Here is a 13912-nt window from a genome sequence, read left to right on the forward strand (position 1 = left end):
CAAAATGTTCCGTTTCATCAGCCGCATCAAACACCCGTTGGCCCATCTGATTCATATACTCTCGGTTGAATAGCAGGGGTGTATTTAGGTGACGCTCTGAGGGAGAACGGAATCGATAAATGAGGTATTATACGAAGCACGCATGATCTCAAGCCTTTTCCACACGTTCTTCTACGACCCGATCTACAACCTCCTGGTATTTCTCGTATCCGTCGTCCCGCACGGGGACGTCGGTCTCGCGGTCATCGGCGTTACCATACTCGTCCGACTCGTACTCCTTCCCTTCTCGCTTTCCGCCTCGAGAACCCAGCGCGCGATGAAGGTGCTTGAGCCGAAACTCAAGGAAATCAAGGAACAATACAAGGACGACAAGCAGGAGCAGGCCGCGAAGACGATGGAACTTTATAAGACCGAGCGGGTAAACCCGTTCGCGAGCATCGTGACACTCCTTATACAAATGCCGGTCCTCTTCGCGCTCTATTTCGTTTTCCTCCACGAGCCGTTTCCGCAGCTAAATGCGCACCTTCTCTATACGGCGACTCCCGTTCCGGAAACGATCTCGCTTCTTTTTCTTGGGATCGTAAGCGTCCTGGGGCATAGCATCGTGCTCGCGGTTATCGCCGCCGCCGCCCAGTACTATCAGGTCATCCTTGCGGTGCCGAAGCCCACTCCCAAGATAAAGGGTGAAGTTCTCAGTACCCAGGAGGAATTCACCCGGATGATGGGCCTCTATATGCGCGTCATCATTCCCGTGCTCATCGGCGTCGTGGCATACACGACCTCAGGCGCAGTCGCCCTCTATTTCATCACCGGCGCGGTCGTAAGTATTCTCCAGGAGCTGTATATAAAGCGCCAGTTCGACGCGAAGCCGGTCGCCCTATAAATCGTACGCCCAGAGCGAGCCGTCGCGTTTGTTGAGGAACACGAGCACGTCCTTCCGGGGATCGACCGTAAGCGCGGTCGCGTCAAGCGGCCCGTCCGTCGCTCCCGAGAAATCGAGCGCCAGCTCGGCAAAGCGCCCGCCGACATCTATCTTCCAAATCCGGTCCGTGAACGAAACGGCCCCCTGATACCAGTCGTCAGGATAGGTCGCGGTCGCAAGAGATCCCGGAACCGGCACGCCGCAATAGACGGCGCTTTCGTCAGACGTCCACGCGCATTTGTCCGCGATCGTCGCGACCGGAAGCGCTATCAGCTCCCGGGTCCTGATGTTCAGAAGCGAAGTCTTCAGATTGCCCTGCTCGGTATAGCTTAAGAGCGCCCAGGTTCCCAAAGGACTCGGAAGCGCCACGAGTCCCGGCACGGGGCCGAACAGCCGGTTCATGGCGCCCGCGGTGTCGATGAGAAAGGCGTAGCCGCCCGAAAGTCCGGTCGCTTTCGTATACGCGACGAACTGGCCGCTTCCCGCAGGGCGTGCCGAAAGGCTTCCGAGGGGGGAAGAAAATGCGGTGCGCGAAGCGCTGCCGTCGGCCTTGGAGACGGTGCCGATGGAGCCGTTGCCGCCGCTTGAAAGCGAAAATACCGAAGATGAGCCGACGGTCGCGATACCCGCGATGTTTACGGGAAGGAAAAAGCCCTCCGTACCGTCAGCCGGGAGCGCGTAGGTGTCGATCTCCGGGTTTTCCGCGGTGCCGCCGGCGTAGCGAAGATATGCGAGCGACCCGTCGGGGAGCCACGTCGCTTCCTGAGTTCCCGGGATCGTTTTGTTGACCAGGCGCTTCGCCGCGCGCGCATGGAAGAGATAGGAGAAAAGATTTCCGCTCTCGCGAAGCGCGTAGCGGACTTCGGTATCGGGGACCGGGAGGCTCACGGTGCTTGTGCCGCTCGCTTCGCCCGCGGGAAGCGGCGCCGTACTGCTTGAAATAAACGCGACGGCGCCCGGCACCACCGGGCCTTTCGTTATCTCAATGAGCCGTTGCGTAACTACGGTTCCGGCGGCCGCGCCGCCCGTGTCCGGGTCTACGGTATCGCTTTCGCCTCCCGCAGCGTCCCCTGCGGGGTTTCCGAACGGGTTCGTGCCGGTATCGACGACGAGGGTCGGCGTTCCGGCGAAGATAAAGAAATATGCGGCGGCGCCGAGGCCTCCAAGGACGATGAGTATCGCGAGGATGATAAGTACGCGCCGCATAATCAGGAATCGCACACCTTGCCTGGTGCCGCGGACGCAGGGACGATCTCATCGACATCCGCGCTCGTGAAATCGCATTTGAGGTCGTACACGTTCGCCTTGTATCCAGGATAAGCGGAAACATTCTTAGCCGCGGACTGCTGCGCCTCCTGAAGACGTTTCGCGCAAAAGGATTTTGTGTCAACCGGGGTACGAGGAGATTCCTCGGTGGTGTCGGGTGTTTTTATCCAGTTGGCGCTCGCACCGAGGTGGGTTCCGCCGCCGTACACCCAGCAGCTCATTAAGGCCCTCGACTTATCGTTTGAAACGATTGCCTCATCGTCATACCAGTGCCACCAGGTGAAAACGTAGTATCCTGCCGCGCCGATTTTGACCGATACGGCGTTCGACGCCGACGAACTTACGCCGGAAGCATCTCGCGCTTTGACGGTAAAGGAATGGTCCGAACCGGCCGCGAGTTTGGAGACGGTGGCGGTCGTGCCTGCCACGGATTGCGCGAGGGTGCCATTGTCATACACGTCGTATGCAGCAGGAGCCGTGCCGCTCGGGGGGGCTTTCCAGGTAAGGGTCACGCTGGTAAGAGTCTGTGCCGTGACGGTGAGACTTTGCGGTGCCGTATCTCCCACCGTTCCGGTCCCGTCGCCGTCCCCTCCCGTATTGCCTCCTCCAACCTGGGTACCGTCCGGACTTCCCGTGCCTCCTCCTGTGTTTGAAGAATTGGTCGGCTGCAACTCATACGTATTTATTTTAAGGCTCAGAATATCCGGATTTATAATGCTAAATACGAGAAACGGAGCAAGGACGAGCACGAGCCCGATGATCGCTCCGCCGATCTGATCCCGGCCTTCCGAGTGCGCCGTAATACTGTCGCCGCTCATCACCTTAAAACCGCCAAGCGTGATCATGAGGATGGCGAGAACCGCTGCGGCGCCGATGCAGAACTTGTAGAGGCCGTTGAAGAATTCGGCAAGGTTATTCGGGTTTACGTCCGTAAGCCCCGGAACCGCCGCAAGCGGTACGAAAGAGCTTCCTTTTGCTGAAGATGGGGGTGTAGGTGTTGGGGAGGGAGCCGGAGTCTGTGTCGTTACCGGAACAGTACATTGATACGAATCAGCCGTTTTCCCGGGAAGACCCTTGATGAGAGCGCAGTTCTCCTCCTTGCCGCCGCATGCGCTGACGCAGGACTTGAGATCCGGATAGGTCGCATAGCTTTCCGCAGCGGCTACGTTCGGGGAAAAGAATGCTATGACAATAAAAGCGAGGATAGGAAGATATTTCATAGTCCAAATATACCAGTACCCCCGCTCGTCTCCCCGAAGCTTATGCGCAGCGCACGCGTCGCCGTTTCAAACAATTGAGGGAGGGTCGCCGTGACGGAAACCGCCGCACTCCCCTTCCCGCCCGTGGAGCGCAGCGTGATAGCGGGGTTGCTGCCGCTTGCGCCGCTGTTGACGGTCCAGACGATCGCGGGCGTTCGTGCGAATCCATACGGCACCGCGACGAACGTCGCTTCGGCGCCCGGCATGGCGAACTCGTCGCCAAGCGCGCGGTCGTAGCGGATTCCAAGGAGCGGATCGCTCTCATACACCCGTACGGAAGGGTCTGATGGAGAGATTCGAAGAACGCTATCAGCCACCAATGATTGGTCGGGACTCAAGACTGTTACCTCGATCGTTGCGTCGCGGTAGCGGACGGGTGCCGTCATAGAAACAACTGAGCGGCCGATGCCCGAAAGATCCGCGAGTTCCTGCCCGTTCAGTTTCCATTTATACACGAGCGTACCATCGGTGAATCTTTTCCCGCCGGTTGCTCGCAAGTCGGGAAGGGCGACGAGGCGTACTTGCCCTTGCGACGGAATACCGAAGCCTCCCGGGTAGAACGGATGGCTTGTTGCCGCAGGCTCTGCAATAAGCGCGACTTCGGCAGGACGCACGGTCTGGCTTGCGCTGTATGCTTGGCCGCCGATGGTTGCGATCGCTTTCACCACTGTCGCGCTTCCGGCCGCGCCAAGCGTGACCCGCGCCCGCCCGTTCGTCATTGGAATTTCTTTCCCGTCGGCAAGAATCGTTATGATTGCGGCCGCCAAGTCAATGGAGTTGCTCGACAGGCTTGCCGTTATCGTGTCATAGGGCCGTGGGTAGTCTGGTGAAATGGCGAGCGTAAGCGCCGGCCCCCCCGTTCCAAAGACGCCCTGCGCGAATACTGTCGCGGGCAACAGAATACCAAGGAGTGCATAAGCGAAGAAACGCATGTCTTCAGTATACAAGCTTTTCGGTATCTTCAGGCAGCCTCCTGTGCACTTTCCGTGGTCTCCTCGTTATCGTTTGCCGCCGCCGCTCGCATCTCGGCAGCTCCTCGAGCGTATGCATCCGCGCGCCGCCGCTCGGCTTCCTTCGCCTTTATCTCCGCCGCATGGGCCGCATTATATGCGGCGTCCTCAGTTCGGCTGATGATGATAGTGCTTATAACCCCATAGGTAACGCCGGGCAAGGAATTAAGCAAAGGAGTCGCTTCAAGCACGGCGCTTCCGAGCAGGTTGAGCAGCTTCGCCGACTTGCCTTTCGTCATCTTTATGCCAAGCAGCGGAAACCACACCAGATAGAAAACGATACCGGCAAAGATCGCCACAAACCAGCTTCCGATAAACGCGACGGCATTCCCCACGACCGGAATTGAGTTAAGAAAAAACAGAAAGAATTGAATCAGATCGAAAAGCGCCGCAAGCCCGCACATAAGCGCCGCCACGAACACTCCGACACGTTTTTGCTTCATGACGCCCTCCCTCCCTCAAGCCGGTCCTTCTCGCGCTTGATCGAAAGGAGCTGCGAGGGGTCGGACGTGATGATCTGATCTTCGGTATACGACGCGACGACCTTTATCGCGACGTGCTTGAGGCCCGCGAAGAAAAGCCCCTCCCCCACTCCCGACTCGAGAAGCAGGTATTTCTCCTCGTCCGTGAGGTTGAAGGTTTCCTTGAGAACGTCGATCGAAGTCGGCGATTGCTTGAGGAGCAGCTGGATCGAGGAGTTGTTGAGGATAGGGCGGCCGTAGGGGGAACGGAGGAAGTCTTCCACGTCCTGCGTGATGGTCGCGACGCCGAGATAGTATTTGCGTCCGCGCTTGGCGAGGGAGTAGAGGAAGGAGGCCGTATCCTCGGACTTCATCATCCACCACGCCTCGTCGATCACGAGGAGGCGCTTCCGGAGTTCGTGCCGGATCGCGTTCCAGATGAAGTGCGTGATGATATACATCGCGATCGGCTTGAGTTCGTCCTCCATGTCGCGGACCGAGAACACGATGAATTGCTTCTTGATGTCGACGTTCGTCGGCTGGTTGAGAAACCCCGCCCACGTGCCGTGCGTGTACTTCGAAAGCCGCTGCACGAGGGATTCGCTGCCCTCAAGGCCCGACAGTACCTGCTCGAAGTCGGTGAGAAGCGGCGGCTCCTGGCCGGTGAAGTCGCTGTCGCCCGTGATGTCTTTGAGGGCGTACGTCTCCCCGATCGCCCGGTCGATAAGCGCGTCTTCCTCGGGCGTGAGGCCGCCGAGCATGATGCGGAAGAGACCGACGAGCGTAATCGTGTTCGAACGCAGGATATCCCGCGGGTTTTCGTCCTCCTTTACCGGCGGCAGGTCGAACGGATTGATGTGATGCTCGCTCGAGAGCGAGATGTTGAACGACCTGCCGTCCGTCGCTTCCGCGAGCTGCTCGTATTCCCGCTCCGGGTCGATCACGATCACGTCGGTGTCGAACATGAGGGAACGAAGTATCTCGAGCTTGGTGGCATAGGATTTCCCCGAGCCCGACTTCGCGAAGACGACCGAGTTGTAATTCTCAAGCGAGAAACGGTCGAAAAGGATGAGCGAGGAATTGTGGCGGTTGATGCCGAAGAGTATGCCCCGGTCGCTCGTAAGGTCGAAGGAGACGAACGGGAAAAAACTCGAAAGCGGCGGCGTATCGAGCTTGGTATTGACGAGCAGCTCGTCGGTGCCAAGGGGAAGCGCGCTGCGGAACCCCTGCTCCTGCTGGAAGAGCGCGGGCTTGGTGTAGACCAATACCGAATTGAGCCGTCCGGTCACCTCGTTTTCGGTCTTATCAAGCTCGTCCTTCGAGTCGGCGTAGAGCGTCATGTAGAGGCCGACTTCGAACAGCTTCTCCTCCGCCCGCTGCAGGCTGTCGCGGAGAGTCTCAAGGTTCTGGTATGACGTATCGAGGAGCGGATCGCGCACCAGTCCCTTGTCTTCGCGCTCCGATATCTGGCTTTGTATTTCCGCCACCTTTTTCTGGAACTGCCTGAGCGCCGCTTCGGTCTCGACCGGGTGTATGTAGAGCGCGATGTCGAAAGGTTTGTCGAGGTTCACGATCGGCGAAAGCCAGGAATCCGAAAGCGTGCTCGGATAGCTTATGGTATAGAACGATCGCGCGAATTTCTCGCCAAGCTCGAGTTCCCGCGCGCTGATCTTAAGCGCCGCGGGCGCGATGGTGTCGACGAGATCGAGCGCGCCCTTCCGGTAAATGTCTTTCGGCAGCACCGGGATCACCTCCGGGGTCTGCTGCTGTTTTTTGTTTAAGAAGTCGAGAAGTGCCATGCGTAGTCGTACTATAGCCTATGCTTCGAGCCTGATCGGGTTTTCGATCTCGCCGGGATTGAAGGAACGGTACAGGAGTTCGATCACCTCCTCGGTCCCGAGCGGTATCGCCCGGAGCCCGGTCGCCGAAAGTCCGCTTGAAACGAGCGCCATGCGCTGCTCGAGCTGCGCGCGGTCTTCTTCGAACGCTCCCGGCGCCTTCGTTGCGGCGGACGAGGCTTTTGTTCCGCCGAAGATGCCGCCGATCGCGCTTGCGACCTGTACCCCGGCCCCGGAAGCGTACGGCACGACGATATAGAAGGTTTTCGTCATTATGTTCGCGCGCTCCGTGAAATCGCGTACGAACTCTACGTACTCGCGAAGCTGTAGCCGCATGAGGTCGGTTTTCTGGGAAGACTCTTTTGTCTCAAGAAGAGCGAGGTACGGGCGGATGTCCATCTTGCGCGAATGGACGACGATCTCGACCGAGAAATCGAGCGTGTTGAGAAAATTCTGGAAACCCTCGAGAATGGCGCGCTGCTCGTCGTTTGACTTGAGCGCGAAGTTAAGTGACGAGCACATAAGGACTCCCCGGTACCCTCCGTCTTTGAGGGTTATGATGCCGTTCCGGATTTCCTTGACCGGAACGAACTGCTGCGTCGCCTGGCTTTTCTGGGGAGCTGCCATATCAGGATTCATCCTTCCTGTCCTGGACGTCAAGCGACCAGGCAAGGTCCCGGAGCTTGCTTTGCGAGAGTTTCGGAAGCGCCGACGGCCGTACTTCCTCGGCCTTGGCGCGGGCGGCCGCGGCGGCAGTCGTCGCGGCCGCCTCGCTCTGGGTCGGGTCGGAATGCCGCCACAGGAAGAGCTTTCCTCCTCCGTAGAAGCCGATCGCCGCCTCGATAAGCTCGACGAATGACTTGCCGTTCACTTTATAGAATGCGAGCGCTCCCGCGAGCGCAACTACGGGAATGCAGAGGATGATGGCGAGGACGAGCGGCAGGGAGAGGATAATGATGGCGCAGAGGCCGCCGCCGCCCGCGATATAAATGAACTGCTTGAGCGTGAGCGGGCCCACGATCTTGTCCTCCACTTCGATGAATTGGGGTACCGGATACTCCATTTGCTTCCAGTATATACCAAAAGAGCCGCGCGAAGCGGGCGCTATCCTCTTCTTCTCCTGTATCTAGTGTTGATCGATCGGCTCGTGATACGGGTCCTCGGCATACTCCTTCACGATCGGGCGCGGCAGCGGCGGGGTCTCAAAGGGAGGGCGTGTTTCCGGAGTAGCTGGTGGTGTCTGATATTGCGAGACTTCCTTTTGCTGCCGTACGACAGCGTTTTCGGCCCCGGGCAGGTTCGAAGGGGGAGGTATTTGTTTTGCGATATGCGTCGGAACTTGCGGCACCTGCCGCATTGATGTGTCCTGCGGCGCTGCTGCGGTTGCCGCGCGCATTTTTGCCTGAAGCGGCTGGAATACATCCTTATTGATATCCTCGAGGATTGCCTTCAGTATTTCCGGCGCGAGCCCAAGCTCCTCCTGCAGTGATTGTGCGAGTTCTGCCGGTGCTTCTGTCCCCGTTAATACCAGCATAAGCTCGCGCCGCACCACTGCTCCTTGGTCGACATGGAGCTTGTATTTGGAAGTAATGGCGCGCGCGGTATTTGCAAGGCCGTCTTGTGCCAGATATTCGCGTATGGGCGGCGGCAATATTTCCATCATCCGTCCTATACTTTCTTCCAGCGTCGGTTCGGTTTCGTTCATATGTTCTTTGATTATTTCGCACCCCCCGCGTTTTCAGCCGCCTTTTTGAGAAGCCCCTCGATAGTATCGTATTCTTTTTCGGTTTTCTTCTTTTTTGCCTCGGTTCGGATTTTTCGTGCGGCGGCGTTGTCGGCAGCGCGCCCAGGACCGCTGAGCCAGTATGGCTTTTCAAGCGGTATACCAAAGAGGCTAAAGTCTTCTTCAAGAGCCTGCGCGTACCCTTTCTTTCCTTTCCTGATGATATTTCCGTCCTTATCTTTGATTTCTTCAATACCGATTTGAGGAGCCTTGCTGTACGTGTCGATGATTTCATTCTGAGTCTTCTCAACAATCTTATGAGCGGCCTTGGCACGCTCAAGTTCCGCTTTTGCGGCATCGATATCGGCCTGCACGCCGGTCGCTTTTGCCTTGTCAAGCTTCTCCTCAAGCTCGTCGACGTGTTTCTGCGAGGCGTTTCTTTTAGCGTCCGCCTCGTCAATGATTTTTTGTTCTTCCGGAGTGTTCTTCATGCGCTTAGACCGTTCCAGACGTCCCTTTTCAGCGTCCGCTTCCATCTGCCGGTAATTACTCTTCGAGGCAGTACCCAAATCAAGGCCACCTGCCTTAGCAATTCCCCCAAGGGCTCCGCGCCCGTCGAAAGTCGCTTTCGCGCCTGCATCCGCAACGCGGAAGGCGATGCTATTAACCAGCGGACGCTTGCGCAGCCACTCGCTCTTTTCGAACCGCTTGCCAAGGCGGTTGAATCCTCTGCCGATCGTGCGTCGGCCCACGGCTGCGCTGATGCCGAAGAACGCACCGCTGGTGGCTTTGCTTGCCGTACTCACCGCAAAACCAGCCCCCATCGCGCCGAGTTCCTTGGCCGACATGAGCGCGGCGATCATAAAGCCGATGATGATCGCGAAGGTGATGAAAACGCTTACGGAACCGCCCCCCCCGGCCGCAAGCGCGGTCGCGAAACCACCGCCTCCCGCCGCCGCCGAGACCCCCTGGCCGATTTTGAGCCCGATAAGTGTGAGGAGGAGATAAACCGGAACGAAGAACGACTGGTGGAGTATCGTCGTCCACCATTGCTTCGCATACCCATGGAACATCGGCAGCGCCATGCCAGCAAAACCGATCGGGGAAAGGACCATCAAAAAAGCGAGCACGACGATACGGACTACGAGCATGATCGCGGCGGCGAACAGAACGACGGCCGCGATCAGCACGAAGATGGTCGATAAAATTAAGACAATGACACCGTTGAAATTCCCGCTGAATTTGGTATAGGACTGAAGCCCGTCTTCTCCGAAAATAGTGCCGATGCCAAGCGTGCTGAGGACCGCTCCCGCAAGGCCGGAATCTGTAAAACAGCTTGCACTATTGCTGCTTTGTATGCTGCAGGTGCTCGAACTTTGGGAACTGATGTTCGAATAAATAGCGGTCGACAGAAGGTTTGAGCTGTCGATAATCACTTGCGAGATAAAGAGCGAGAAGTTGAGAAGAATCGCGAACAGGAGCAGCTGGGGCAGTGATTTTTTGAGGCCGTAGTTTTGAAGGCCGAGGATGATGGCGATGCCGATAAAGACAAAGCTGAATATGAGTACGATATTCCCGACGTCGCGCAGCACCCCCCAGCCGATTCCGATGCCGGATGCGGTACCGCCGAGCGTCTGGCCGAAGTTGAGGACGCTGTAATAAATAGCCGTATTGAGCAGAATGCCCGAAAGCCACAGAAGGCCCGATGCGAGCGTAAGAAAAAGATAAGCAATGCTGCCCATCGCGCACGGTACCCACGTGCTTACGCTCCAGATGCTGCATTCGGTTGGTCCTTTGGTGCCGGACTCAGGGGGTCCCGGTGTCGTTTGCGCGGGCGCTGCCGGAGTATTTGTCGGCGGAGTGGTCGCTGGCGGAGTGGGTGTCCCGAATCCGGGCGTCCCGTTTCCGAGTGCGAGCAACGAAAGATTTGTCGCAGACGCTACGCTGGGAAGTGCGAGAATCGCGAGCAACAGAAGCGAAAGAAGGAATTTTTTCATGGCTCAGTGGATGACTGGCGAGAGACAAGCATTCGCCTCCTTCACGATATTATTCATCGTGGTTATAAGCGTACCTCCCTCTCCCCCGGAATCGGTGCTTTGCGTTTCGGCGTCCGCTATTTCGCTCGCGGAAGGCGTGGTTGAAGCAGAAAGGAATTGCTGATAGTTGAGTCCCGCCCGCGCAAGCGCGCCCGCGGCGGGAACGGAACCGTCCGCAGGCGTTACTTGCTCGGAAAGAATGCCCAGTGTCTGAAGCGAAGCGACGGCCTTCGCATCTGCGGCGGAAGCCTGGTCTATCACAGGATTCACGACCGTTTCTATCACGGCGCCCGCGTTCGCTCCTTCTTCAAAAGTGCAGGCACCGAAGACAGTATGGCTGTTGGCAGCCTCCGTGGCCGCCGTCTTTGCCGCATCTGCGGCGGCACCGATCTTCTTCCAGTCGTTCTGATATTTCGTAATTTGCGTTTTTCCTTGCTGGAGCGCTTCCGAGAGATTGGATACGACATTCGAGACGTTCCCCGCATCGGCTGCCGCGAGGTCCGGTCGGCTGAAATAATCACTGCCGCCGCCTTGCGGTTTGGAAAGACCCAGGAAGCCGCTGCCGCCGAGCACGTTCTTGATAAGTCCCTGGAGAACGGCACCGATAATTTCGTCTATCTCGTCGGCCGAGATGACGGAGTCGATCGGGGTGCCGATCGCCTTGCTCGCGGCGTCCGCGATGACCGAGCCCGGGGTCTCGATATCGTATTCAAGACAGTTTGCACCATTGTCCTTCACGACCGGGTCGGAGAACTGGAAGTCCATCGTGCCGTCCGGGTTTGTCGTTACGACCGGGTCGGCCACTTCAACGGTCTGCGGCGCTTGACCTTGCAGTTTGCAGTCGCCGCGCCAGGAGAGGAAGCCCTTATTCTGAGTTATTTCATCTTTGCTTTGTGTGACTGCCGCAGTCGCCCGGGCGATGAGCTCGTCACGCGCCCGCATCGCGAAGCCCACGGGGTTATTCTGGGAATCCATCGTGAACCTGAACCATCCCGAGAGCCCGCCTTTATTGAAATCGAATCCGGAAGATGAAACCGCAACGGTCGCGCTTCCGAGCGTGCACTGGTTGAGAAGGAAGAATGAGTTGCTCGACGTCGACTTGTAGTAGTCCGCCTGGAGAAGCGCCGCCGTATTTACTTTGAAAGGCAGGTCGAGTGAGAAGTTACCGATCTGCGAGAAGAATTTCGACGCAACCTGATCGACGATGTTTCCGAGATGCACGTTCAGGTTCACCACGAACGACGGTGATCCGTTGAAACCGTTGCTCGCCCAACTGACGATGCTTTGCACCATGGCGGCCTTCACTTGCTGCACGACCGCATAAGCGAGCGGATCGAGCACATATTCTTTTATTTGGAGTGCAAGGGCGTTTTCGGACGTTACGGCATCGGCAGCAGCAGAGATCGTTTGCTTTGCGATTTCGATGAAGGTGGTGGGTGCTGAGTCGCTTGCTATGTGCACAGTCTGTGCCTGCACGCGCGAAGAAGCGAAGAGTGTCGGGGCCGCGAGCGAAAGCCCGATGATAAAAACTGCGGCCCGGACGCGACTTGAGGGGGGTTGCGGCATAGTTAATAGCCGTTAACGGGCGAAATGCTGAGAAACTGTGATCCGGGCTCTCCTGCGGGGACGACCACTCCCGCATCCTTGAATGTCTGTGCCATCGCGACGAACGCGTTGCGCATCGCGATGACGTCGTCAGGATACTTGGCAAGCCCGAGCGAAGTCAGGAGCGGATCGCGATCAAGCGCAGCGAGCTGTTGTGTCACTGTGCCCATGTTCGCGAGCGCGTTCGCGAGCGCGAGATGTTTCGTCGCGAGTTCCTCGGGTACCGGCACGCTGCTGAGGGCATGTGCTCCCCCGGTATAGGTCTCGGCGATCTTCCCTATCATGTCGAGCGCCTTTGTGTCGCTTCCACTTATCGCGTCTCCGAGATAGAGGAGCTCGCTCTTTTTTGAAGGGGCTGTATATCCGGCAAGCGTATTTTCAGCAGCGGCCGCGTAAGTCCGCATTGCTTCCGGGCCGCTTCCCGATACGTTCATTTGCCCGAGCGTAAATGCATCCTGTTGCGGCACCGCGCGCTCCAATTCCGAAAGCGCGCTCGCGACGAACGTTGCCATATCGTCCGCGGAAAGAGGCGCTCCCTGATGCGCCGCGACGTATTGCGCGAAGAATGCCTGGGCGAACTGCTCGGTGAGGGAGCCGGGAGCTGGCGCTTTCCCCGGAATGTTTTTTGCTATGGTCGAGGAAGCAACCGAGGATGCCGGTATCGGCGCCTTCGGCACGATAAGTCCCTGCGCGACTGCTTGCGCGTCCGTCATGCCCCGCCCGCCGGTGTCGGTCTTATCCGGATCCGTACCGTAGAGCGACTCTTCCCAGTCCGGGAGGCCGTCGCCGTCGGAGTCTTTTACGGCTATGGCCTTGAGGAGATCGTCGGTCGTCCCGGCCTCCGCGTTCGACGCTTTGAAAAGATGCGGCCACTGCGGGATGAGGTACGCCGCAAACACCATTACCAGGGCAATGGCGAGCGCAACTGGCGTGCTCCATTGTTTCGTTTTGTTAGTCACACGCGTACCGTAAAGGATAGCACGCAAGCCCGTTTTACCTCACTATACCTTCATGGTGTGTGCATAGCGCTGGCGAGGAGAAGCCATGTGGAAAGACCCAAATCTTCCGCGCGCGCCTTCTCCGGAACTTCCGCCGCAAGAAACGCATGTTGGATCGCTTCCGGTGCGGCGATTGCCTCCAAATTTCGCGCCAAAAGCTTCCTTTTATGGGCGAATCCGGCACGGATAGCCGAGAAAAAGGACTCTTCCTGGGCCGTATTCTTGAAATTAGCACGGCCGATGTTTTCTATGGTGAGCACGGCCGAGTCTACGGCCGGAGCGGGCACGAACGCGCCTTTGGGGACCGTAAAGCGGTATTTCGGCTCGCCGTACGCCTTCACCGAAAGCGAAAGCAGGCTCTCCTTCTTGCTTCTGGCGATACGAACGGCCACCTCCTTCTGCACCAGAAGCGTCATCGAGGCGGGCTGGTGCGCGTCGGTAAGGAACCGGCGCAGGATCTCGCCGCTTATGTAGTACGGAATATTCGCCACGAGGAGATAGCGCTTCGGGAACGCTGCCGTGTCGAACGCGCGGATGTCCTCATGGATAAGCTCGAGCTTTCCTAAGCCAATCTCCGCGGCGAAGGTTTCCCGGAGTATGGGAATAAGCTCCTTATCGGTCTCGACGGCGACCACATGCCCGGCGCGCGAGAGGAGTTCCCGCGTGAGAAGCCCGGTTCCGGGACCGATTTCAAGTACGGTGTCTTTGGGGCCGATGCCCGCGGCATCCGCGATGCGTGCGGCAATCGAGGCGTGCATGAGAAAGTGCTGGCCGAGCGATTTCTTCGCGCGCAT

13 protein-coding genes are annotated in these 13912 nt (G+C 58.1%); 1 reads left to right on the top strand and 12 read right to left on the bottom strand.

From position 1 onward, the window contains the following. Positions 1-142 precede the first annotated feature (142 nt). A complete protein-coding gene (locus WDN10_03295; GenBank protein ID MEJ0053720.1) occupies positions 143-883 on the top strand; it encodes a YidC/Oxa1 family membrane protein insertase in 741 nt (246 codons plus the stop codon). On the opposite strand, the gene WDN10_03300 is transcribed toward WDN10_03295, so the two are convergent. The 12 genes from WDN10_03300 to rsmA all read right to left on the bottom strand — a co-directional run bounded on the left by WDN10_03300 (position 878) and on the right by rsmA (position 13912). Beyond that, positions 878-2128 carry a hypothetical protein gene (locus WDN10_03300; protein ID MEJ0053721.1) on the bottom strand — a complete coding sequence of 417 codons (1251 nt, stop codon included), beginning with the start codon at positions 2126-2128 and terminating at the stop codon, positions 878-880. The genes WDN10_03295 and WDN10_03300 overlap by 6 nt on opposite strands. A 2-nt stretch (positions 2129-2130) precedes the next feature. Beyond that, positions 2131-3408 carry a fibronectin type III domain-containing protein gene (locus tag WDN10_03305; GenBank protein ID MEJ0053722.1) on the bottom strand — a complete coding sequence of 426 codons (1278 nt, stop codon included), beginning with the start codon at positions 3406-3408 and terminating at the stop codon, positions 2131-2133. Next, the gene (locus WDN10_03310) at positions 3405-4379 is read right to left on the bottom strand and encodes a hypothetical protein (GenBank protein ID MEJ0053723.1); all 975 of its coding nucleotides are present in this window, start codon (positions 4377-4379) and stop codon (positions 3405-3407) included. Before WDN10_03310 ends, WDN10_03305 begins: the two co-directional genes overlap by 4 nt. 29 nt (positions 4380-4408) lie before the next feature. Next, complete coding sequence (locus WDN10_03315; GenBank protein ID MEJ0053724.1) at positions 4409-4900, bottom strand: hypothetical protein; 492 nt, start codon at positions 4898-4900, stop codon at positions 4409-4411. Beyond that, the gene (locus WDN10_03320) at positions 4897-6717 is read right to left on the bottom strand and encodes a DUF87 domain-containing protein (GenBank protein MEJ0053725.1); all 1821 of its coding nucleotides are present in this window, start codon (positions 6715-6717) and stop codon (positions 4897-4899) included. Before WDN10_03320 ends, WDN10_03315 begins: the two co-directional genes overlap by 4 nt. A gap of 18 nt (positions 6718-6735) precedes the next feature. Beyond that, positions 6736-7383, bottom strand: a complete 648-nt coding sequence (locus WDN10_03325; GenBank protein MEJ0053726.1) for a hypothetical protein — start codon at positions 7381-7383, stop codon at positions 6736-6738. 1 nt (position 7384) lies between these two features. Further along, complete coding sequence (locus WDN10_03330) at positions 7385-7819, bottom strand: PrgI family protein (GenBank protein MEJ0053727.1); 435 nt, start codon at positions 7817-7819, stop codon at positions 7385-7387. 63 nt (positions 7820-7882) lie between these two features. Beyond that, positions 7883-8461 carry a hypothetical protein gene (locus WDN10_03335; GenBank protein MEJ0053728.1) on the bottom strand — a complete coding sequence of 193 codons (579 nt, stop codon included), beginning with the start codon at positions 8459-8461 and terminating at the stop codon, positions 7883-7885. Between the two features lie 11 nt (positions 8462-8472). Continuing rightward, the gene (locus tag WDN10_03340; protein MEJ0053729.1) at positions 8473-10476 is read right to left on the bottom strand and encodes a hypothetical protein; all 2004 of its coding nucleotides are present in this window, start codon (positions 10474-10476) and stop codon (positions 8473-8475) included. A 3-nt stretch (positions 10477-10479) separates the two neighbouring features. Then, entirely contained in the window at positions 10480-12081 is a 1602-nt protein-coding gene (locus WDN10_03345; protein MEJ0053730.1) for a hypothetical protein, read from the bottom strand. A 2-nt stretch (positions 12082-12083) separates the two neighbouring features. After that, the gene (locus WDN10_03350) at positions 12084-13079 is read right to left on the bottom strand and encodes a thrombospondin type 3 repeat-containing protein (GenBank protein ID MEJ0053731.1); all 996 of its coding nucleotides are present in this window, start codon (positions 13077-13079) and stop codon (positions 12084-12086) included. 50 nt (positions 13080-13129) lie between these two features. Further along, positions 13130-13912, bottom strand: coding sequence for a 16S rRNA (adenine(1518)-N(6)/adenine(1519)-N(6))-dimethyltransferase RsmA (rsmA, locus tag WDN10_03355; GenBank protein MEJ0053732.1), 783 nt, complete (start codon positions 13910-13912; stop codon positions 13130-13132).

The organism is bacterium (genome assembly GCA_037200965.1).
In the GTDB taxonomy this organism is placed as follows: Bacteria; Patescibacteriota; Minisyncoccia; order Phycocordibacterales; family Phycocordibacteraceae; genus C7867-001.

Coding starts and splice junctions, on each gene's coding strand:
- WDN10_03295 (MEJ0053720.1), top strand. CDS start 143: ATGATCTCAAGCCTTTTCCACACGTTCTTCTACGACCCGATCTACAAC.
- WDN10_03300 (MEJ0053721.1), bottom strand. CDS start 2,128: ATGCGGCGCGTACTTATCATCCTCGCGATACTCATCGTCCTTGGAGGC.
- WDN10_03305 (MEJ0053722.1), bottom strand. CDS start 3,408: ATGAAATATCTTCCTATCCTCGCTTTTATTGTCATAGCATTCTTTTCC.
- WDN10_03310 (MEJ0053723.1), bottom strand. CDS start 4,379: ATGCGTTTCTTCGCTTATGCACTCCTTGGTATTCTGTTGCCCGCGACA.
- WDN10_03315 (MEJ0053724.1), bottom strand. CDS start 4,900: ATGAAGCAAAAACGTGTCGGAGTGTTCGTGGCGGCGCTTATGTGCGGG.
- WDN10_03320 (MEJ0053725.1), bottom strand. CDS start 6,717: ATGGCACTTCTCGACTTCTTAAACAAAAAACAGCAGCAGACCCCGGAG.
- WDN10_03325 (MEJ0053726.1), bottom strand. CDS start 7,383: ATGGCAGCTCCCCAGAAAAGCCAGGCGACGCAGCAGTTCGTTCCGGTC.
- WDN10_03330 (MEJ0053727.1), bottom strand. CDS start 7,819: ATGGAGTATCCGGTACCCCAATTCATCGAAGTGGAGGACAAGATCGTG.
- WDN10_03335 (MEJ0053728.1), bottom strand. CDS start 8,461: ATGAACGAAACCGAACCGACGCTGGAAGAAAGTATAGGACGGATGATG.
- WDN10_03340 (MEJ0053729.1), bottom strand. CDS start 10,476: ATGAAAAAATTCCTTCTTTCGCTTCTGTTGCTCGCGATTCTCGCACTT.
- WDN10_03345 (MEJ0053730.1), bottom strand. CDS start 12,081: ATGCCGCAACCCCCCTCAAGTCGCGTCCGGGCCGCAGTTTTTATCATC.
- rsmA (MEJ0053732.1), bottom strand. CDS start 13,912: ATGCGCGCGAAGAAATCGCTCGGCCAGCACTTTCTCATGCACGCCTCG.